The 20,579-nt window shown below is 45.6% G+C and carries 19 protein-coding genes and 3 pseudogenes; 7 read left to right on the forward strand and 15 right to left on the reverse strand.

The window, feature by feature from the left end; genetic code table 11:
* Position 1: 1 nt before the first annotated feature.
* The 7 genes and pseudogenes from KW548_20115 to puuE form a co-directional block, all read right to left on the reverse strand.
* Positions 2 to 502, reverse strand: coding sequence for a hypothetical protein (locus KW548_20115; protein QXX09350.1), 501 nt, complete (start codon positions 500 to 502; stop codon positions 2 to 4).
* A 123-nt stretch (positions 503 to 625) separates the two neighbouring features.
* Positions 626 to 781, reverse strand: a pseudogene (locus KW548_20120) (Lrp/AsnC ligand binding domain-containing protein).
* Positions 782 to 970: 189 nt separating this feature from the next.
* Positions 971 to 2,254 (reverse strand): urate hydroxylase PuuD, encoded by a 1,284-nt coding sequence (locus KW548_20125; GenBank protein ID QXX09351.1) that lies wholly within the window; start codon positions 2,252 to 2,254, stop codon positions 971 to 973.
* Between the two features lie 66 nt (positions 2,255 to 2,320).
* Positions 2,321 to 2,884 carry an ureidoglycolate lyase gene (locus KW548_20130; protein ID QXX09352.1) on the reverse strand — a complete coding sequence of 188 codons (564 nt, stop codon included), beginning with the start codon at positions 2,882 to 2,884 and terminating at the stop codon, positions 2,321 to 2,323.
* A 14-nt stretch (positions 2,885 to 2,898) separates the two neighbouring features.
* On the reverse strand, positions 2,899 to 3,885 hold the full coding sequence (gene alc, locus KW548_20135; protein QXX09353.1) for an allantoicase: 987 nt from the start codon (positions 3,883 to 3,885) through the stop codon (positions 2,899 to 2,901).
* A gap of 96 nt (positions 3,886 to 3,981) precedes the next feature.
* A complete protein-coding gene (gene uraD / locus KW548_20140) occupies positions 3,982 to 4,497 on the reverse strand; it encodes a 2-oxo-4-hydroxy-4-carboxy-5-ureidoimidazoline decarboxylase (GenBank protein QXX09354.1) in 516 nt (171 codons plus the stop codon).
* A 1-nt stretch (position 4,498) separates the two neighbouring features.
* The gene (gene puuE / locus KW548_20145) at positions 4,499 to 5,422 is read right to left on the reverse strand and encodes an allantoinase PuuE (GenBank protein ID QXX09355.1); all 924 of its coding nucleotides are present in this window, start codon (positions 5,420 to 5,422) and stop codon (positions 4,499 to 4,501) included.
* Positions 5,423 to 5,774: 352 nt separating this feature from the next.
* Between puuE and uraH the strand changes: the two genes are divergently transcribed.
* The 3 genes and pseudogenes from uraH to KW548_20160 all read left to right on the forward strand — a co-directional run bounded on the left by uraH (position 5,775) and on the right by KW548_20160 (position 8,855).
* On the forward strand, positions 5,775 to 6,128 hold the full coding sequence (uraH, locus tag KW548_20150; protein QXX09356.1) for a hydroxyisourate hydrolase: 354 nt from the start codon (positions 5,775 to 5,777) through the stop codon (positions 6,126 to 6,128).
* Between the two features lie 131 nt (positions 6,129 to 6,259).
* A pseudogene (locus tag KW548_20155) lies at positions 6,260 to 7,604 on the forward strand (NCS2 family permease).
* 399 nt (positions 7,605 to 8,003) lie between these two features.
* Positions 8,004 to 8,855 carry an alpha/beta hydrolase gene (locus KW548_20160; GenBank protein ID QXX09357.1) on the forward strand — a complete coding sequence of 284 codons (852 nt, stop codon included), beginning with the start codon at positions 8,004 to 8,006 and terminating at the stop codon, positions 8,853 to 8,855.
* A gap of 212 nt (positions 8,856 to 9,067) precedes the next feature.
* On the opposite strand, the gene KW548_20165 is transcribed toward KW548_20160, so the two are convergent.
* The 3 genes from KW548_20165 to KW548_20175 form a co-directional block, all read right to left on the reverse strand.
* Positions 9,068 to 10,435 (reverse strand): alkaline phosphatase family protein, encoded by a 1,368-nt coding sequence (locus KW548_20165; GenBank protein QXX09358.1) that lies wholly within the window; start codon positions 10,433 to 10,435, stop codon positions 9,068 to 9,070.
* Between the two features lie 118 nt (positions 10,436 to 10,553).
* Positions 10,554 to 11,309 carry an MBL fold metallo-hydrolase gene (locus tag KW548_20170; GenBank protein QXX09359.1) on the reverse strand — a complete coding sequence of 252 codons (756 nt, stop codon included), beginning with the start codon at positions 11,307 to 11,309 and terminating at the stop codon, positions 10,554 to 10,556.
* Between the two features lie 135 nt (positions 11,310 to 11,444).
* Positions 11,445 to 12,608, reverse strand: coding sequence for an AAA family ATPase (locus KW548_20175; GenBank protein ID QXX09360.1), 1,164 nt, complete (start codon positions 12,606 to 12,608; stop codon positions 11,445 to 11,447).
* A gap of 551 nt (positions 12,609 to 13,159) precedes the next feature.
* On the opposite strand from KW548_20175, the gene KW548_20180 reads away from it, so the two are divergent.
* From KW548_20180 to KW548_20195, 4 genes are all read left to right on the forward strand, one after another.
* Positions 13,160 to 13,789 (forward strand): hypothetical protein, encoded by a 630-nt coding sequence (locus KW548_20180; protein ID QXX09361.1) that lies wholly within the window; start codon positions 13,160 to 13,162, stop codon positions 13,787 to 13,789.
* A 64-nt stretch (positions 13,790 to 13,853) separates the two neighbouring features.
* Complete coding sequence (locus KW548_20185) at positions 13,854 to 14,414, forward strand: DUF1311 domain-containing protein (protein QXX09362.1); 561 nt, start codon at positions 13,854 to 13,856, stop codon at positions 14,412 to 14,414.
* Positions 14,411 to 15,175, forward strand: a complete 765-nt coding sequence (locus KW548_20190; GenBank protein ID QXX09363.1) for a hypothetical protein — start codon at positions 14,411 to 14,413, stop codon at positions 15,173 to 15,175. Before KW548_20185 ends, KW548_20190 begins: the two co-directional genes overlap by 4 nt.
* A complete protein-coding gene (locus KW548_20195) occupies positions 15,172 to 15,651 on the forward strand; it encodes a hypothetical protein (GenBank protein ID QXX09364.1) in 480 nt (159 codons plus the stop codon). The genes KW548_20190 and KW548_20195 overlap by 4 nt, the downstream gene beginning before the upstream one ends.
* Before the next feature lie 106 nt (positions 15,652 to 15,757).
* On the opposite strand, the gene cyoE is transcribed toward KW548_20195, so the two are convergent.
* The 5 genes and pseudogenes from cyoE to cyoA form a co-directional block, all read right to left on the reverse strand.
* Positions 15,758 to 16,624 (reverse strand): heme o synthase, encoded by an 867-nt coding sequence (gene cyoE, locus KW548_20200; protein QXX09365.1) that lies wholly within the window; start codon positions 16,622 to 16,624, stop codon positions 15,758 to 15,760.
* Positions 16,625 to 16,632: 8 nt separating this feature from the next.
* Entirely contained in the window at positions 16,633 to 16,944 is a 312-nt protein-coding gene (cyoD, locus tag KW548_20205) for a cytochrome o ubiquinol oxidase subunit IV (protein ID QXX09366.1), read from the reverse strand.
* Positions 16,944 to 17,540: a cytochrome o ubiquinol oxidase subunit III gene (gene cyoC, locus KW548_20210; GenBank protein QXX09367.1), complete on the reverse strand. Its 597-nt coding sequence runs from the start codon at positions 17,538 to 17,540 to the stop codon at positions 16,944 to 16,946. Before cyoC ends, cyoD begins: the two co-directional genes overlap by 1 nt.
* Positions 17,530 to 19,566, reverse strand: coding sequence for a cytochrome o ubiquinol oxidase subunit I (cyoB, locus tag KW548_20215; GenBank protein QXX09368.1), 2,037 nt, complete (start codon positions 19,564 to 19,566; stop codon positions 17,530 to 17,532). The genes cyoC and cyoB overlap by 11 nt, the downstream gene beginning before the upstream one ends.
* Positions 19,566 to 20,454 (reverse strand): annotated as a pseudogene (cyoA, locus tag KW548_20220) (ubiquinol oxidase subunit II). The gene cyoB and the pseudogene cyoA overlap by 1 nt, the downstream one beginning before the upstream one ends.
* Positions 20,455 to 20,579: the final 125 nt, after the last annotated feature.

Genomic DNA, 20,579 nt, shown 5'->3' on the forward strand with positions numbered 1-20,579 from the left:
TTTACTCGATAACAATCTCACGAACTTGCCACACTGACAGGCTATAAAACAGATCAGTTTGGATCTCGGGGTTATCAGTGAAAGGGAAAACAACGAAGAAAGGACCTTTACCGTCTATGGTCATTTTGATGCCGTCTTCATGTGTTGCCAGCAAAACACCGTATTTTTTGATGTCTGCTACTGGAATACTGACCACATAATCATCCCAAGCAATCACTTTAACCGTTGAACCTTGTGCTCCGACATAATCCAACAACGCACTGAGTTTCGGTCCTTTGTATTCGACAACATTGGAAACGACATGGTTGTTGGTTTTGATCGTCCCTTGCTCAAGTTGCTTGATCATTGCGGAATCTAACTCAGCACCATCGGCAGTGTTGGACTCGGTGATCGCTCCCGACACCCAAAGAACTGGGTCACCTTCCGGAGTAGGCAGAGCGTAAACCACATTGGCTAACATCAAACCAATCACCAAAGTGCTAAACCATGTTGTTCTGCGCATAGAGACCCCTCGAATATCCCGCTTCAATTATTCACACTATTTATCAGTGTTTAGAATCAGTATAGACAAGGATTGATTAAATGCCTTTTCAAGCCTTTGAAGTCAAAACAAAAGCTGCACCTTTCACACAGGGAGTTCAAGGCCAACTTTACCCGGTTGGATCACCACTTTGGTCGAAAACTTTTTGATGTTTTGGTTGGACATAAACAGACGCCTAGACAATGCGTCATCGGCTTTCATATCCTGAGTGACAACAATCACGACAAAGTCCATGTCGCCCTCCATGCTGGAGTAATATTGAACATATCGGTACTTTCTCCCCACCCGCTGCGTTGCACGTGCTGGATGATGATGGCCTTTACCCAACGTTGGTTCAGTGAACGTCCAATCGCCCATACGTGAGAGATTGGTTAGATAAGGCTTACCAGCAGGCAGGAAATCAGGCCGATACTCAGTCCCGCAGCGCAGTTACTGGATAACTGCACCTTGTTCCACCCAAACGCCGATAAGGGATCGTTCCTCATCGGTCATCTGAGTCAGGTTGCCCAGCGGCATCACTTTCGTCGCAACGGACTGAGAAATGATGCGTGGAACATTAGTTAAGATCTCTTCAGGGGTATCTAATACAACACCTCCAGGCGCAACCGCAAATGCTGCATGCGTTGGCGTAGCAGAGTGACATACAGAGCAGCGCTCCTGAATGACCTTGTTCACTTCGGCAAAGCTAACACCATTTGCTGCGGGGATAGTCTGCTCAGTGGTTGATGCCGATGCGGTTTCATTTGCTTCTGTTGTTGCAGGTTCAGCAACAGGCGCAGCCTGCTGTTGTACAACCGGTGCTTGCGCTGCTGGTCGGTTCGCATAAGGAGAAGTCACAAATGCCAACGTGATCATACCCAAAGCCGCCACAGGGATCGTCCAGGCAAATTTCTGACTGCCATGACGTGTGTTGAAGTAGTGTCGCACTAGGATACTGAAGATCGCCAGACCCGCTAGAATCGCCCAGTTGTACTCCGAACCATAAGTGCTCGGGAAGTGGTTACTGATCATGATGAACAGTACAGGCAATGTTAGATAGTTATTGTGGCGAGAACGCAGTAAGCCTTTCGCTGGCAGTGCTGGATCCGGTTCGCGGTTTTCTTCAATCGCACTCACCAGATTGCGCTGCGCAGGCATGATAACGCGGAAAACGTTGCCCACCATGATAGTACCTATGATGGCACCAACGTGAATGTAAGCACCGCGACCACTAAATACCTGAGCCAATCCGTAGGTCGCACCCACAAGCAGCACAAACAGAACCAGTCCCAGCAACATTGGGGTTTTGCCTAAAGGCGAGTCACACAAGAGATCGTAAATGAACCAGCCCGCGACTAACGCCCCCACACCAATCGCAATCGCAGTAGTAGGTGACAGGCCAGAGCCCGGTGCAATCAGATAGATTTCTGCATTGAGGTAATAAACAACCGCCAGTAGCAACACACCGGTAATCCAAGTGAAGTATGCTTCCCATTTAAACCAGTGCAGGTGCTCTGGCATTTCTGGTGGCGCAAGCTTGTACTTTTCAAGGTGGTAGATACCACCGCCATGAATTGCCCACAAGTCGCCTGACAGGCCAGTTTTCGGGTTAACGCGGTTTAGGTTGTTCTCCAACCAAACAAAGTAAAACGATGCGCCAATCCAGGCGATCCCGACTATCATGTGAACCCAGCGAATCGCCAGATTCAACCACTCCGTGATATGTGGATCCATAATAAACTCCTATTTACTGCCAGCGCTTTCCATCACAAGGGAACCCTGTAATGGGCAGTGCCAGCATTACAACGCTTGTTCCATGCGTTGCTTTTCATCCGTGATGCTGTTGGCTGGAATATCTTCCAGATGCACAGAGACCAAATCGGTGTCGAAAAACACTTCATCACAGTTATGCCCGTCACCACCTCGATCAACGATCAAAAACTGATCACGCTCGGTCAGCGCCAACACCGGATGGTGCCAAACACCTTTGTGGTAATTGACACCTTGTCGGCCATTGCTGATAAAGGCACGGCTTTGCGACAACTGCGGGTCATCTCCTTTCGGTGCAACAACAATTAAATAAGGTTGCCCAAACAACGGAACAAAGGCCTGTGAGCCAAGCGGATGACGTTCCAGCATTTTAATCGTTAACGGGTAGCTCAGCGGCGTGGCCTGAAAGATACTGATGATGGCTTCACCACCTTGATCTTGTACGTCCGTGCTCGCCAGCTTGTGGTAACGACGGGTTGAGCCGTTATTGATCATAAAGTAGTCGCTGTTTTCGACTTCAATAACGTCGCCAAATTCTGCAAACGTCTCTTTGGTGAGTGGCTCTATTTTTAATCGGCGAGTTCCATTGCTCATTGCGCTTCCCTCGCTTATTCCGCTTTAGTCCCGAATAAACGCAGACGGCTGATACCACCATCCGGGAAGATATTCAGACGAACGTGCGTCACAGCGCCCAGTTGATTCACTTCAGAGACAAACTCATGAATGTCGTGTGCCTGGAGCTTCTGTGCTGGTAAAAGCTCACGCCAGAACAGGCTTTGTGTCGCCACTTGATCATCCGTGCCACCTTTAACGTAGGCCGCCTGAATAGAGCAGCTGTCTGGGAAGTTGCCTTTAAAGTGCGCAGTATCGACCACAACACGGTCAATGTTGCCTGCATGGCCCAGCGCAACGATCACCCAGTCATTCCCTGGTGTACGTCGACGTGCGGTTTCCCAGCCATCACCCATGTTTTCGCCTCGGCCCGGGCCAAGAATGTTAGATTTGTTACCGTAGTGCTCGTCACTGCATGACAACGCACGACCACCATTTTCAACAGCGGCTAAGTCCACTTTCTGCTGAGCATCAATACGGTCCCAATCCACACTTGGTCGGCCGTAAACACGAAGACGTGCAACACCGCCATCTGGATAGATGTTAAGACGTAAGTGAGTGAACACTTCGTCGCTTTCAATTTGCTCAAGGTGATGATGATCGCCTTGCAAGCTCATTGACGGCAGAATTTCTTGCCATTCAGTGGCATCCGTTGGGTCGCCATCTGGTGAGTAACACGCATCAATAGACGCCGATGGAGGGAAGTTACCCGTAAAGAAAGAGGTATCGATATCAACGCCTGCAATCGTGCCAGCTAAGCCTAGACGAATCACACAGTGGTCGTAGCCTTCGCCACGTTTACGACGACTTTCCCAGCCATCCATCCATTTGCCATTGTCATCATAAACCCCTTCCTTCCACTCTGGCGCTGCACGGCGTAAAAGGCGGCTTTTATCAGCAAAGAAATCGTCGGTCGCGTAAATAGCTTGAGCGCCCAGTTTTTCATCAGCGAGGTTTATGTATTGTTCAAAATCTAAGGACATTTCCTTCATCCTTCCAATTAATCAAAAATAGGTTAAGTGAGTCAGTTATCTGCTCTCTGGAGAGCGTAATAGCGGGATAGTCGCCAGCCCTGTGACTTACATATCTCGCAGGCGAAACAGCGCAATCTTGTTGATTTCCTGAATCGCAGTAGCAAACTCAGTTTCACTATCATTTCCTAATCGCATCTCGAACGACTCAAGAATTTGGTAACGATTGGCCCCTTTCACAGCCATAATGAAGGGAAAATTGAAGCGACTTTTGTAGCGGTTGTTATAAGTGGTAAATGTCTCGAACTCGTCCGCGGAGCATTGGTCGATGCCAGCCCCAGCTTGTTCAGCGGTGGAGGCGGCGGTCAGTTCCCCATCAACGGCAGCACGTCCAGCTAAGTCTGGGTGAGCCTTAATCAGATCCAATTGTTGGGCTCTCTCTGCAGCCAGCAAGGTTTTAGCCATACGCTGATGCAAGTTTTCAATTTTGTTGTCTTCGGTATCAAGCCCTTGCTCGAACACAGATTCAGCCACCCATGGGCTATGCTCATACACATCACCAAAATGAGAGACAAATTCCGCGCGAGCCATCTCTGATGGTTTGCAAGTACGAAATTCAGTCATATTACTTCTCCTTCTGTGGTGTGTATGGGTGGTGCTCATGCCAGTGGTGAGCAATATCAATGCGTCGACATAGCCACACATCATCATGTTGTTTGACGTAATCGAGAAAACGCTTGAGTGAAGCGAGACGGCCGGGTCGACCAATTAGACGGCAATGCAATCCAACCGACATCATTTTGGGTGCGGATTCTCCTTCCTCATATAGAGTGTCGAACGTGTCTTTCAGATACTGGAAAAATTGTTCGCCAGAGTTGAACCCTTGAGCGGTAGAAAAACGCATATCATTGACATCCAAGGTATATGGAATCACCAATTGCGGACGGCCAGCTTCGGTGTGCCAATACGGTAAATCATCATCATAGGCATCAGAGTCGTATAAAAAACCACCTTCTTCAGCCACTAAACGACGAGTATTTGGGCCAGTGCGTCCGGTGTACCAACCGAGAGGTCGGCTACCTGTGATCGTTTTGATGATGTCAATCGCTCTTGTCATGTGATCACGCTCTTGTGACTCATCCATATACTGATAATCGATCCAACGATAACCGTGACTACAAATTTCATGTCCCGCTTGCACCATAGCATCCGCCACATCAGGGTGTCGCTCGATCGCCATAGCTACAGCAAAAACGGTGAGTGGAATTTCATATTCGTCAAACAGGCGTAAGATACGCCACACACCAGCACGGCTACCGTATTCATAGATAGACTCCATACTGATGTGTCGCTCACCCTTGATAGGTTGAGCGGCCGGAATCTCAGAGAGGAAAGCTTCAGACTCGTCATCTCCGTGTAGAAGACAGCGTTCCCCCCCTTCTTCGTAATTCAATACAAATGACACTGCAATACGGGCATCGCCCGGCCATTTGGGATGCGGAGGATTTGCCCCATAGCCAACCAGATCTCGTGAATAATCCTTATCCATTCAGGCTCTCCTTAAAAAGCATGGCGTGATTGCAACGCCACATCAACTTCACAAATTCATTGTATACAATAAATTATCTTTATGTAAAGATTTTGTTTCTGACGTCAATATCTATAGCTACATCTTTATTAATCAATAGTTTAAAAGTTTTAACCCTGTAATAAACACCAAATCCCAGTTCACATAATTCATTTTCCAACTCCCTCAATAATAACATTTCTATAACAACGAGCTTTACTACATAAAATTTTTGTGTACATATATAGATATCCAACAAAATCACTATATAGCTTTGTATACAATTAAAAGCCCCCGAAAAAGCTAAGGAGAGCGCGACGCGCGGACAGGAATTATGGGAAAACTAACCACACATGTATTGGATACAATGCATGGTCTGCCTGGTGCAGGCATTCAAGTTGAACTGTTCAGAGTGGAAGGTAGCCACCTAACCAAGATGAAAACCGTCACAACGAACTTTGATGGCCGGACTGACGAGCCGGTTTTAGAAGGCGAAAATTTTGAGCTTGGTAAGTATCAGCTTGTTTTTCACGTTGCCGATTATTTTCGCAGTAAGGAAGTTGAATTAGGCGATATTGCGTTTCTCGATGACGTCGTAATCCGTTTTGGATTGGGTGATAAAGATGCGCACTATCACGTTCCGCTACTGGTTTCACCTTATAGCTTCTCGACTTATCGGGGCAGCTAGCGAATAACGACAAGCATCACCCAACCGTGTCATCACCCATCAATCAGAACCATTGAAATTCGTCTGAGGTAGAGACGCACGGCGAAGTGCTGTCTTCAATTCACGAAACACCGACAAAAGGACTTGCTGACATGAATGAAAGCAAAACAGAACTGCTTAACACCAAAGGCGAATCTGGTGGCTTTTTGGAGCGCTTTTTCAAACTGAAAGCACATGGAACCAGTGTCAAGAATGAAATGATTGGGGGTATCACCACCTTTGCCACAATGGCGTACATCATTTTTGTAAATCCTCAGATCATGGCCGCTTCTGGAATGGATTCAGGCGCTGTCTTCGTCGCAACCTGTATCGGTGCAGCCATTGGTTGTCTGTTAATGGGGTTGTTTGCTAACTGGCCTGTCGGTCTGGCTCCTGGTATGGGCCTCAACGCCTTTTTTCTCATTTACCGTTGTTAGCGAAATGGGCTATAGCTGGGAAGTGGCACTCGGGGCGGTGTTCCTCTCTGGTATCCTATTTGTTGGGATGAGCTTCTACAAGATCCGCCAGTGGATCATCGAAAGCATCCCGGAAAGCTTGCGCTTCTCGATGACAGCGGGTGTCGGACTGTTTCTTGGTCTGATTGGCCTTAAAACTGCAGGTATTGTCGTCGAAAACCCAGCGACCTTGGTCTCATTGGGTGATTTCACAAAGCCAGACGCTATGCTCGCTGCCATCGCATTCCTGATCATCGCTGTGCTCAGCGAACGTAAAGTCTTCGGTGCGGTTCTTATCGGTATTCTGAGTGTCACTCTGATCGGTATGATGCTAGGGCTGGTTCATTACAACGGATTCTTCTCTGCGCCACCCAGTATTGCTCCCACTTTCATGGCAATGGATATTTCTGGGGCATTTAACATATCGATGGTGAGTGTGATTCTGGCCTTCTTGTTCGTCAATATGTTCGATACCGCAGGCACCCTGATGGGAGTGGCCGAAAGAGCTCACCTCGTAAACAAAGAAACAGGTAAGATCGAGGGATTAAGCAAAGCATTAAAAGCAGACAGTATCTCCAGTGTTGCAGGTGCGTGTGTAGGATGTCCTCCGGTCACCAGCTATGTTGAAAGCGCCGCTGGTGTGGCTGCTGGTGCCCGAACAGGTCTTTCTGCCATTGTCGTTGCTGTTCTTTTCCTCGCTGCTATATTTCTATCACCTCTGGCGGGGATGATTCCTTCATATGCGACGGCTGGCGCACTGATCTATGTTGCCTTTGTCATGATGAGTAGCATGCAGCACGTCGACTGGAAAGACTTCACCAACGGTGCTCCCGCTGCGATTACCGCACTGATGATGCCACTGACCTTCTCAATTGCTAACGGCATTGCATTAGGCTTCATTACTTACACTGTGCTCAAAGTTGCCACGGGTAAAACGAAGGACGTCTCTATCTCGATGTACATTCTGACGCTCATCTTTGTTGCCAAACTGGTTTACATCTAATCCGTCTCTACCCCCTCGCCTGAGCACCCACTCAGGCGAGCCCCATACACGTCAATTCCCTTGCACTCACCAGCGTTTGTCGACGTCCGCCACCTATTAGGTTTACACGCCCCTACTCAAGGAGTGGTAACCAGCTAAGCCCACTCTCTCAATTCAAATCAATAATACTGGGTCGGCAGAAATCCCGTTTGAGAATTGTCGATTGACAGCAAAACGTCGGTTGGTTAGATAACCGCTCTTGCCCCTAGCATCAGGCAAACGTTTTTAATAACATAGACAAATTCCCATTATGATGGCTTACCGATGAAACTTATTCGTTGACGTTTTTTTCCTTTTTCCAACTCAACAATCACTTTGTTAAATCTGAAGGGGTCGCTTGCGACCTGAAAAAGGAACGACATGTACAACAAGACGACAAGTTTTATTCAAGCGGATGGGTTCAGGCTAAAAGTCATTGAGCAAGGCCAAGGACCAACACTCCTAATTATCGGCAGTGCAGATTACTACTATCGCATTATGCCGAATGACATCTATCAACATTTTTACTGCGTATTCATTGATCACAGAGGCTTTGCGCACTGCGAAAGGCCTGTTCATTTACATGACGTGTCATTGGAACAGATATCAAAGGATGTTGAACGAGCCTGCAGTCAACTCGACATAGAACCTTGTTGGGTGATGGGACATTCTGGCCATGCCTATATGGCTCTCGACTTCGCCTATCGATTTCCAACTCGTGTAAAAGGGTGTGCTTTGATCGGCGCGGCGCCAAGCTTATCAGAGGAAATGCGAACTCTGCAGATGGCTAATTGGCAAAGACATGCCTGTCAGGATCGCAAAACGGCATTTGAGAAAAGTATCGCTTTATTGGCAGGTGATATTCAGCTTGAGCCTGATAGAAAGTTTGCCCACCTTTGCCGACGATTAGGCCCAATGCGCTGGTTCAATCCAAACTTCGATGAGCTCCCTTTGTGGCAAGACATTCCTATGCATACTGCCTTGCTCGATAAACTTTGGGGCAATGACTTTGCTCATTTGGATATCAGCACCTACACGCAATCTATTGTGGTACCTGTACTGGCACTGGGAGGCCTTCAAGATTTCAGTGTTGCGCCGCTTTCTGCTTGGTCAGATATTTATCCGCCTTTCCCCAACATAAACCTCGTCAGCTTACCTGAGTGTGGTCATACACCGATGTTGGAACAGCCAGACGACTTTATTTCTATCTTACGGGACTTTGTTAATCACTAATACTGGGCCTCGGAATCTCTCCGAGGCTTATCACTTAGCGCAGCCATGGTTGATAACTTAAGCCGCCATATTCAACGGGTATCGAGCCAAATCAAGGCCGCACATTGACGATTACTTTGGCTCCTGACGCGCTCGCACGAGGCTGAGTTCAGTCATCCCATCGAAAACTGGCCTGAGCATAGCTGCTCAGGCCAAATCATCAGATGGTTTCGTTAACGCATTACTTCGAAGCTGAGTGGGTCCGCGTTGCCATCACAATCAAACTTAGCGACATGCTCGTACCCCTCTAACGTCATCGGCACACCACTTTTCGCATTCCATTCAAAACCGCACTGCTTGCTCTCAATCAGGCTGTAAATGTAGCTGCTACTAATAGACAGCGGGTCGCCGTCATGGCTGCAATCAAACTTGGCTATATGCTCATTACTACCCATTGGGCTTGGCGTACCTTTGGCGGCATGCCATTGCAATCCGCAGGAAGAGCCGTAAATATTGGCATAGATATAACCGTCTTCGATCTGCACAGGATCGGCTGAGCCATTACAATCAAATTTTGCCACATGCTCATAGCTGGCTAGCGCGATCGGAGAGCCCTTGTCTGCATCCCACTCCAAACCGCAACGTTTACTTTCAATCGTGGCATAGGCTTTTTGCGCCTCTATATCACCAACAAGAGGAAAGCCATCAAGGCGTAATCGATTTTGCTTGATACCGAGAAACTCTAAAATCGTTGGCACAATAAAGGTTTGCGCTGGCAGGTTATACAGGCCGTCAAAGTCTTGATTCGGCACCGAAATATAAGACTGATAGCGGTTGTGCAAAGGTTGGTTGGAAGCAATAAAAATGGTCTTTTCACTCGTAGTCTGGTTACCATGACCACTGCCTGTTCTCGCATTGCGGCCATGATCTGTGGTGACCAGAACTAACCAATCCTCGTTCTTTTCAAGCTGGCGTTTCTCAACCGCATCTAGCAGTTTACCCAGCCTAGCATCGCTGTCTGTAATTGATTTATCGTATTCGTCACCCCAGCCATGGCTATGGCCCGCACCATCGGGCTCATCCAAATGAATAAAGATGAAATCAGGGTTTTGAGAGTTCAGAACCTCCAAGGTTCGATTGACACTGTCATCGTCACTACCCCCTTCAGAATGAGTCGCTAACAAAGGCATATCCGCTGGGAAATAGAGCGTATTGATGGTTCCCCAGGTCGAGAATGAATACATCTGAGCTTGGTCGTTGGCGTTGTGAATCTGACGAAAGATACTCGGCCACTCAGAATTGGCTGGGCCAACACTGTTACTCGAAATACCATGTTTGTTAACCCAAACACCCGTTAAAATCGTTGTCCAACCCGGGCCACTACTGGTCTTCTGTGCACTAAATCGCCCCTTCACGCCCCCTGTATAAGCTTGCGTAATCTGGAGACGATCAAAAGCAGGGGTCGACAATTTACCGATATGTTCAAACTGCATGCCATCAATACCGACCAGTAAAACCTTCTTATTGCTCGCCTGCGCAGTGGTAGCAAACATAAAGAGTAGCAGCATCAGCCAACGAAACGCTGTTAGTCCTTTTGTCATGATTGTTGTTCCTGTGGAGTTAAACATGCGGACGATTTAACACAGCAATCATGACACCAATGTTATCTGACGATGAATTTTGACAAGCAATAAACTCAATAAGATAGCAGTATGCGATCTACATAGGTGGCCGCATTGCAGTCAGATTGTATTCTAACGCGGAGCTAATCAGTTTCGGGGTCGGAAGCTTTGGCCTTCTGGCACTAGACTGATGAACAGAGCCCTGTTGGTGTAATTCATCACCTAGTGTCGTCTTATAAATCAACTCGTCTGAACTACTTGGCTCATTGTGACATAGGTAGACTTGAGTCGAATCTTTGAGCTCGTATATCTTCGCCAATGATTCATACGTCGGATCAGTCGCTTCAACCGACGACCCTTCTCGCGAATGCAAATGTGAGTCCCCCACAAACAATGCGTCACCAATTTTGAAGGTTAGATCAGATGGCGGATGCCCTGGGGTTTCCAAAACTTCTATATGCGAATGGCCAAAATCCAGTTGCTCATTTTCCAGTAAGAAATGTTCAAAGTGATAAAGATCGGTGAGTGACAGATCATCCTTGCAGCTAGCGTATACCTCTTTGACATGATCAGAAATGTAGATGGGCGCTTGCAGTACTTTACTGAGATAGAACGAACCCGACAAATGATCAGCATGAATATGTGTTTCAAGAATCGCGGTGACATGAAGTTGATTTTGTTCAACGTGGTCAATGATTTGCTGCGCCGATTCAAAACTGATGTTACAGTTTTCCTCATCATAATCAGCAACAGGATCAATCACTATTGCCTCATTGGTGTCCGAATCTGCCACAACATAACTCAGGCTACCGGATTGAGGATGAAAAAAGTGCTGAATATTTTGGGTTGTCATTATGCCCTCCCAGAAAGACCGCTTTTGATTGAACGTAACGTTGAGTTTAGTCGCGATTGACGTTTAACGAGAGGTGCATAGACCATTATTTGATTCCCTTTTTAGGGAGAAAAAATACATTACGATTTTTTCTGTTTAAGAATCAGGCCAATACCAATTTGGCGATGAAAGAGGGTCCAAACCCGGAATAATCGTCTGACCAAACTCCTTGTCCAGTTGAATAGCATTGCATTCTGGATGCTCCGACAACGCCGCGATCAAACGTGGAGCATGAGACACAACCCAGACCTGAGTATTCTCGGCCGCGTGAGAAATCAAACGCGCCAAAGCGGGCAACAAATCGGGATGAAGACTGGTTTCAGGCTCATTGAGAATCATCAAGCTTGGTGGTCGAGGCGTGAGAAGAGCGGCCACCCATAGCAAGTAACGTAAAGTCCCATCGGACAACTCAGCACCACTTAATGGCCTTAAAAGTCCGTGCTGGGAAAACTCCAAAGAAAATCGACCATCGACCTGATTGACGATGCGGATGCTAGCGCCAGGAAAGGCATAGTCGATGGCTTTATAAAGCACCTCTTTATCACCAATTTCGATAATGGTTTGTAAGGCAGCAGCCAGATCACGGCCATCATGATGCAAAACCGGAGTGCGAGTGCCAAGCTGAGGTTGCCTAGCTGGGGCGTCTTTGTCAGTCCTGAAGTGATCGTAGAAACGCCAGCCGCGAATCGTTTCTCGCAGCATAAACGCCTCTGGCGTGGCCATCGGGTCGGCAATTTGATCAAACAGGCTATGATACGTGGCAATATGGCTAGAAATGACTTGCCATTTTCGTCCTTCACGCGCTTTAATTGCTGAGCCATTTCTGTCTATTAACGCACTGGCAGGTCGATAAAACGGACCATTCCAAATACATTCTCGTTTGATCTCAGGGTCAAAACCAAACATTGACATAGTCGGTGCTGGTAAACCCAACGAAATCGCGTAACTGAACTCTTCGGTTGCGAAGCCAAGCTTGAGGCGTTTAACATTCTGCCTAACCGTGGCTTCAACGGCGTGTTCACCTCGCTTCATCGAGTTGGTTATCTTTTCCGGCCCTGCCCAAAATGTTGAATCAAGCCCACCTTCAGTTGCTAGCGCAGATACAACACCACCTTGCGCGGTATCAGCCAACAAACGCAGAGCTTTATATAAATTGGATTTACCGGAACCGTTCGCTCCCGTTATCACATTCAATCTGCCTAGTGGCATAACCAGATTTAGAATTGAACGATAGTTTTTAATCGCCAACGCGGTAATCATAGTCCCCTCTCATCTAAGCGATACACCTGTTACTTTTGGACAAAGACAACCGTAACATTCGCAGTTTTGGATGTCATGCAAACACCTCGTATTGAAGAGCATCACAGCATGGCCCAGACCTTTTTGTGAGACGTCCAGCACAAATCTATCAATTTAGTGACTTAGAATAGCAAGTCGGGCATTTTAACTAGTTTTTTGGTTAGATTGATACAGACTTTGTTTTATATAATTGTTGATATTTTAAATTGGTTAAGAAATTTTATAAGAACATTTAAATCAGCGTGGTAGATATGAACCATTTCCAGATCCTAAATTTTTTAGCGAGATTTCTAGATCCGAGTATTGGAGTGGAGATTGGTAATTTATAAAATTAATTTTAATTCTATTTTCATATAGAACACCTACTCACCGAGTGGCTACATGATGAGTTAAAAATTTTAATGTTATTATTTAACTACACAACTAAATTAATCGTAAATATTCCCAGAATATTAGTTTTTACTTGTGGAACTCTTTACCCTTATGTTAGTCAAAGTTCACAAGAATTGGTAATGAATAAACTCGACTTAAGAGATGTAAGAGGTTATTTAGGAGAAAACTATCGCTTAGAGGAACTTTCACCTCCCTTTAATAATTATATCTACATAAGAAACGAAGATGATTGCGGTGTATTATCTAAAGTTGAAAATGGCAAAGCAAAAGCCGTAAATCTTGATGATGGCAGCATTGTTTCATTATGTGGCGATGTTTCTTATTTTGGTAAAATAATTTCATTATCTGATAAGCCTATGGGGTTTAATGGTCGGATAGAATATTCTTTCAAGTTAAATAAGAAAAAAATCAAACTAGATAACATGTACATAAGTGATGATCTAGGTAATTATTACTCAATAAAAAATAATAAAGAAATAATGGTATCTTATGACGAAGATCCTAGAGAAAGAAAATTAATTGGTGTAAAGTCAAAATCGGAAAGAACTTGGCTTTATGATATAAAAGTTGACGAAAATGAAGAGATAACAGTTACTAAACTAAAAGAGATATCTATCAAAGAAAATGAAGATATTATAATAACTGGTGCTATAGAAGAGTATATGGAGTCTGAATTTTTCGTATTCTATAAACTGGAATCAGACCGCTTTCAAGGCTATGTTTTGGAATCAGATATAACGCTGAACTAGTAATGATTAGTTTGCTTAATTAAGATTAAGAGATTAATTTAAAAATAACAATCATGGTAACTATATGATTTTGGTATTAAGAATATTTACTTTGATAAGTATCACATACTCTGGCTACTCGTTTTCTTATCAGATGTATGATTTTTCCGACAATTATGTAGAAAAACTAAAGCAGCGTGAATCAGAGTATAAACAATATGACACAGAGCTCAATACTCGGTACAAAGCTCTCAAAAATAAGTTAAGAACATTCGAATTAGGCGAAGATTTTAAAGAGTCCCAGCTCGAATGGATCAATTATAAGAATCAAGCTTGTTCTGTAGCAGAGTTCTTTCCTAGCGGTGAACCCATTACTGACATAATGACAAAATATTTAATCGCCGAATGTAATTCATGGGTCACAAAGGCAAGGTTGATTGAATTTGACTATATAGAAAATCAGAACGTTGAATTAGCTTATTTAATTTTCAGTCAAGCAAATAATATCAAGCCCTTAGATCAGCCGATGAGATCATGGAATGACTATATAGAAAAAAGCTGCCAAATAAATAATAAGTTATACAGCGAGAGTAACGAATTTTGTAAAATGAGGTTGAATTTCTATTATAAGGAAATATCGTTATGATTATTAACGGTGTTGGAAATAAATATTTGATCGCCATAACTTTCACAACACTCATGTTTGCTTCCTCTGTTTTGTACTCTGCGGAATCAGAAGCGTTCATAGAATTAAAAAATAGCACTGCCCTCGCAAGAGTATGTCAGAATGGAATTTGTAGAAATATCTCTATAGAAAATAGCAACTTAAATGACTTTATAGATATAAAAAAACTCTCTGCTCCATATGAAAATTATTACTTCCTGTCTGATACCTTTTCCGGAGCCAATGAATGTGGGAAAATATATCATTTAAACAGATCAAAAGATGCTTTCGTTTATATAAAGGATAAGAACATGGAAGAAGTTACTCTCTGTAATATAAAACAGTCTGGTGATTACATTATTGACAATAATAGAAGTTCAGCTTTAGAAACCTATGAAAGTGTTTGGAAAATAAATAATCATAGTTTATTACTAAATTATGAAGATAAGATTGTTGGTGACTTTTACATAAAGCGAAAAACTTCCAAAGAAGAATTTTTAGTTAGCCATGAGAAAGATATATTAAAAAGACAAAGACTCCATGCTAAAGTCACTACCAATCGCTCCTATTTTTATGATAACGAGTTTAACAGACTCGGAAGTTACGTTATTGAAGGTGATGAAGTTAACATCACCGAATATTACTATGATGGCAATATTGAATGGGCACTTGCAAAGTATAATAATACAATTGGATATCTAAAGAGAGACACACTGACACTATCAAAACATGATAAATCATGAACTTAATAAAAAACACCCTAATATTATTATCTATAGCATTTGCATTTCCTGCTTTCTCAATTGACACACTAGTGACAGAACAAGGGGATAGGATTAATATTTCCGAACAGGATCACGAGTACGCTCCCTACTTTCTGTCCATCACTACCGGAAGTAAGACCACCAAAGTAGACGAATATACTGTTGAAGGAGGACCGCCGATTTTCAACGGTATGGATGAGATATCCTTAAGAAACAACCCGTACCTTATAGTCCAAATACTCTGGGACATAAACCACTTCGATATAAAAGGGACTCAATATACTTCTTATCTGTACAAGTTTGACAATGGGTCACTGATACGTGAAAAGAACATATCTCAGGACAACAACTTAGAGGGTTTTTCTGGATACTACTCTGATGGTGGCACGAGCGAGTATAAATACGATACGTTACTAAAGGTCAAAAAATACTTGTTATCTACTTATGGGAACTAAAAAAGCGCCCCGTCCTTTCTCTGCTTACACAAATATGCCGGTATCGGATATCTCAGGCATAAAACCGTTATCGGCTTAGCAGGTTGAGGAAGGAGCGCTTAACTCGTTAGATGGGTAGTGGAATCAGCTCCAGACCCAGCACGCCACTGATGCTCATCACCACCAGCAGAGAGACTTTAAACACCGATTTCGACCATTGGACGTAATTGCTGTAGTCAACCTTGCGAAACGTCACCTGCGTCCACATAAAGCACACCGCAGCGGCAACCGCTAGGTATTCATAACCAGCCTCTCCCAATAGGAATAGAGCCAGTGAAACGGCACCAAAAGCCACAACATACGCCTTCATATGGCGATGAGCTTTGTTGATGCCTTCTTTCACTGGCAAAACTGGAATGCCCGCGTCGCGATAATCTTGCATACGGAACATCGCAATCGCGTACGAGTGTGGCATTTGCCATAAGCAGAACATGGTAAACAGCAGAATGGCTTCAAGGCTGATGTAGTTTGTTACTGCCAGATAGCCGACTAGTGGTGGTACTGCACCGGAAATGCTACCCACTAACGTGCCGTACACAGAGGTACGCTTGTACCACATGGTGTAGAAAAACACATAAAACACGTAGCCCAGTAGTACTACCACTGCCGATAGCGGATTGGCGAGCTGGAACAACAAGGCCGTCCCGCCAAGCAGCATCACCAAGGCGTAGACAAAAGCCACATCGATATTGATGTTACCTTTGACCGTTTCACGATTCTGAGTGCGCTTCATCTTTTGGTCGATGTCTCGGTCAAAGATGTTGTTCACAACACAGCCTGAAGCAATCACAAGCCCGACACCAGCGAGTGTCGCCAGTAACAAATACAGACTGGCGTGCTCTGTTTTTGCGGCGAGGAAAAAACCCGCCGCAACAGATATCAGGTTGCCGAAAATGATGCCCGGTTTGGTAATAGACAAATAACTTTTCAGCATACTCTGGCCTACAGCTTCATATTGACGTTCATGTTGTAGATGATCCACACCGAGCCGGCGATAAGAATCAAGACAACGATGGCAGTAAACATCAGTGACACTAAGTTCCAGCGACCATCGGAGGTTTTCACTTCCATATGGAGGAAGTACTTAAAGTGCACAAAGATTTGTACCAAAGCACAGCCAAACAGAACAACATATGTCATCGTATCAGGCAGCGATTGCGTCCAAACAAAGTAGAACGGAATCACGGTCAAAATCAGAGATGCAACGAACCCTTTAACGTAATCCGACGCACCCGTTTCCAGATGTTGATCCATTACATAACCCCCAACAGATAAACGATGGTAAAGACACAGATCCAAACAATGTCTAGGAAGTGCCAGAACAGGCTCAGGCAGTTAAAGCGCATCGCCATATTGTCGTTTAGGCCTTTCGTCGCCAGTTGGTGATAACACACCGCCAGCCAAATAAGACCAAACGTCACGTGCAGGCCATGAGTGCCCACTAGCGTGAAGAACGCAGACAAAAATGCGCTCGCCTGCGGGCCGTAGCCCTCAGCAATCAGGTGATGGAACTCGTACACCTCCATGCCGATAAAGCCAAGCCCGAGCAAGAAAGTCACTTGCAACCAACGCTTTAAGCCCGCGACATCTTTGCGTTTCATCGCAATCATGCCAAAGCCAAATGTGATACTACTGAACAGCAGCAGCATGGTTTCAACGAACACAAATGGCAGTTCGAAAATATCTTTACCTGTCGGCCCGCTAATCGAGCCGCTTTCTAGTACTGCGTAAGTCGCAAACAGAGTCGCAAACAGTACGCAGTCACTCATCAGGTAAACCCAGAAACCAAACAGTTTATTGCCGCTGGTATCGTGGTGATCATGATCGTGAGACGCGATGTTAGCTTGCATACGTCACCTCCAGATCGTCTTTCTTATTATCATCTTGCACAGGTTTTTTATTCGCTTCTTCAAACTGAGCACGGCGCTCAGCTTCAATCGCTTTTATCTCTTCGACTTCAACGTAGTAGTCCACGTCATCGTTGTAGCTATGTTGAATACAGGTCACGATGATGCCGACGAAACTCGCAGCTGCCAGCCACCAGATGTACCAAATCATCGCAAAGCCAAATACCAGCGCCCATGCAGACACATAAATACCTGTTGGCGTGTTTTTCGGCATATGGATGCGTTCGTATTCCACTTCTTTGGTTGGGTCGAACTCACCGCTCTGCTTCTGGTACCAGAATGCGTCCAGTTCGTCGCCTTTTGGTAAATGCGCAAAGTTGTAGAATGGCGGAGGTGAAGACGTCGCCCATTCAAAGGTACGGCCACCCCATGGGTCACCGGTCAGATCACGATTCTGTTCGCGATCACGGATACTGACGTAAATTTGAATGAACTGGCATACCACGCCCATCGCAATCACAGCAGTACCTGCCGCCGCAACCGCCAATAGAGGGAAATACTCTGGGTTAATGTCTTGGCTCAAACGACGAGTCATGCCCATAAAGCCCAATGCGTACAGTGGTAGGAAAGCCATCAGGAAACCGACAATCCAAAGATAGAACGCCCGCTTGCCCCACGCTTCGTTCATCGTGAAGCCCGTCGCTTTCGGGAACCAGTAAGTGATTGCCGCAAAACAACCAAACACCACACCACCGATGATCACGTTATGGAAGTGCGCGATCAGGAATACTGAGTTGTGAAGAACAAAGTCAGCCCCCGGCACCGCCATCAATACGCCTGTCATACCACCGACAGTAAAGGTGATCAGGAAGCCCACCGTCCACATCATTGGTGTAGTAAAGCGGATGCGGCCTTTATACATGGTGAACAACCAGTTGAAAATCTTCACCCCAGTTGGGATGGAAATGATCATGGTTGCGATACCGAAGAAGGCGTTAACGTTCGCACCCGATCCCATCGTGAAGAAGTGGTGCAGCCATACGACAAACGCCAGAATCGTAATCACTACCGTTGCCCACACCAATGAAGTGTAACCAAACAATTTCTTGCGAGAGAAGGTCGCGGTCACTTCCGAGAACACACCAAAAATTGGCAGGATCAGGATGTACACCTCAGGGTGACCCCATGCCCAAATCAAGTTGACATACATCATCACGTTGCCGCCAAGATCATTGGTGAAGAAATGGAATCCGAGGTATCGATCCAGTGTCAGCAATGCAATCGTGACTGTTAGGATTGGGAACGAGATGATGATAAGGATGTTGGCACACAGAGACGCCCAAGTGAACACTGGCATCTTCATCATTGGCATAGACGGAGTACGCATACGCAGGATGGTGGCGAAGAAGTTCACCCCCGTCAGCGTGGTACCAACACCAGATATCTGCAAGGCCCATATCCAATAATCGACCCCAACGCCTGGGCTAGCATCTATCCCCGACAGAGGCGGATACGCTAACCAGCCAGTACGACCAAATTCACCTAAACCTAGCGACATATTGGTCAGAATCACACCAACAATAAACAACCAGAAACTGAGGTTGTTCAAATAGGGGAAGGCGACATCACGAGCACCAATTTGCAACGGAACAATGATGTTCATCAGGCCGATAACCAGAGGCATCGCGACGAAGAAAATCATGATCACACCGTGCGCGGTGAAAATCTGGTCATAGTGATGAGGCGGCAAGTAACCCGCTTCACCCGCAGAAGACAGCAACTGTTGACTGCGCATCATCACCGCGTCGGCAAATCCGCGTATCAGCATCACCATCGCAACGGCGATGTACATAAAGCCAAGCTTTTTGTGGTCTACTGACGTAAACCATTCGTTCCACAGGTACTGCCATTTCCCTGCTTTGGTCACCGCGCCAACCACTGCCAAGCCAACCAGAGCAACAATCGCTAAGGTGATGACAATGATGGGTTCGTGGTATGGAATTGAATCGAGAGTTAATCTTCCAAACATTACGATTGTCCTTGGTTTTCAGGCAAACAGTTCATTGAACCAGGATGCTGGGTCACGACATCAGTAAACAAAAACGGCGGAACACTGGAGAACAGCGTCACTGGCTCAGCGACACTTGGCGCTGCCAGAGAGCGGAATTGTTCCCAGTCTTCGATGCGATCTGGGCTGGCTTTGACCTTCTGCACCCAGTTCAGGAATGCGGCGCGATCAGGCATAGCCGACGCAGTAAACTTCATCTGCGAGAAACCTTCGCCGCTATAGTTAGAAGCAAAACCTTTGTAATCGCCTTCATGGTTAGCAATCAGGTTGAGCTTGGTCACCATGCCCGGCATCGCGTAGATCTGCGTCCCAAGGCGTGGGATAAAGAACGCGTTCATAATGTTGTCTGACGTCAGTTTGAAATTGACTGGCACATCTTTTTGGAAACGCAACATAGTTAACCGTTGCAATGTGTTCTTCTGGATAGATGAACAACCATTTCCAGTCGAGTGACACCACTTCAATCGTCATGGGTTTCACATCACTTACCAGAGGCTTAGAAGGCTCCAGTTCATGCGTTGAACGCCATGTAATGGTGGCAAGAATCCCGATAATGATGATCGGAATCGTCCATACCACCACTTCGATCTTGGTCGAATGAGCCCATTCGGGCGCATACTCTTCGTCGGTGTTGGTCGCTCGGTATCGGTAGGCGAAGTAAATCGTCATCAGAATCACGGGGATCACAACGATCAACATCAGCAACAGAGCAGTAATAATCAGCTCTTTTTCCTGGACACCAATAGCCCCTTTCGGGTCAAGCAAAGCAGAATTGCATCCTGAGAGCAGCAGAATGGCGATCACCAAACTTGCCCTCGACAAGATGCGTTTATATCTTGAGGCTTCCATTAACTTTCTCGATGTTTGTCCGGTTGCAGGGCAATGCCTGAAGGCCGGTTGTTATAGTCATTAGAATGTTTATGTGTTGAGCATGTGCAACATCGAAAATCAAAGTGCCAGATCATCAACAGATA

Origin of the sequence: Vibrio neptunius, assembly GCA_019339365.1 — a bacterium.
Classification (GTDB): Bacteria; Pseudomonadota; Gammaproteobacteria; order Enterobacterales; family Vibrionaceae; genus Vibrio; species Vibrio neptunius.

Coding starts and splice junctions, on each gene's coding strand:
- KW548_20115 (QXX09350.1), bottom strand. CDS start 502: ATGCGCAGAACAACATGGTTTAGCACTTTGGTGATTGGTTTGATGTTA.
- KW548_20125 (QXX09351.1), bottom strand. CDS start 2,254: ATGGATCCACATATCACGGAGTGGTTGAATCTGGCGATTCGCTGGGTT.
- KW548_20130 (QXX09352.1), bottom strand. CDS start 2,884: ATGAGCAATGGAACTCGCCGATTAAAAATAGAGCCACTCACCAAAGAG.
- alc (QXX09353.1), bottom strand. CDS start 3,885: ATGTCCTTAGATTTTGAACAATACATAAACCTCGCTGATGAAAAACTG.
- uraD (QXX09354.1), bottom strand. CDS start 4,497: ATGACTGAATTTCGTACTTGCAAACCATCAGAGATGGCTCGCGCGGAA.
- puuE (QXX09355.1), bottom strand. CDS start 5,422: ATGGATAAGGATTATTCACGAGATCTGGTTGGCTATGGGGCAAATCCT.
- uraH (QXX09356.1), top strand. CDS start 5,775: ATGGGAAAACTAACCACACATGTATTGGATACAATGCATGGTCTGCCT.
- KW548_20160 (QXX09357.1), top strand. CDS start 8,004: ATGTACAACAAGACGACAAGTTTTATTCAAGCGGATGGGTTCAGGCTA.
- KW548_20165 (QXX09358.1), bottom strand. CDS start 10,435: ATGACAAAAGGACTAACAGCGTTTCGTTGGCTGATGCTGCTACTCTTT.
- KW548_20170 (QXX09359.1), bottom strand. CDS start 11,309: ATGACAACCCAAAATATTCAGCACTTTTTTCATCCTCAATCCGGTAGC.
- KW548_20175 (QXX09360.1), bottom strand. CDS start 12,608: ATGATTACCGCGTTGGCGATTAAAAACTATCGTTCAATTCTAAATCTG.
- KW548_20180 (QXX09361.1), top strand. CDS start 13,160: ATGAATAAACTCGACTTAAGAGATGTAAGAGGTTATTTAGGAGAAAAC.
- KW548_20185 (QXX09362.1), top strand. CDS start 13,854: ATGATTTTGGTATTAAGAATATTTACTTTGATAAGTATCACATACTCT.
- KW548_20190 (QXX09363.1), top strand. CDS start 14,411: ATGATTATTAACGGTGTTGGAAATAAATATTTGATCGCCATAACTTTC.
- KW548_20195 (QXX09364.1), top strand. CDS start 15,172: ATGAACTTAATAAAAAACACCCTAATATTATTATCTATAGCATTTGCA.
- cyoE (QXX09365.1), bottom strand. CDS start 16,624: ATGCTGAAAAGTTATTTGTCTATTACCAAACCGGGCATCATTTTCGGC.
- cyoD (QXX09366.1), bottom strand. CDS start 16,944: ATGGATCAACATCTGGAAACGGGTGCGTCGGATTACGTTAAAGGGTTC.
- cyoC (QXX09367.1), bottom strand. CDS start 17,540: ATGCAAGCTAACATCGCGTCTCACGATCATGATCACCACGATACCAGC.
- cyoB (QXX09368.1), bottom strand. CDS start 19,566: ATGTTTGGAAGATTAACTCTCGATTCAATTCCATACCACGAACCCATC.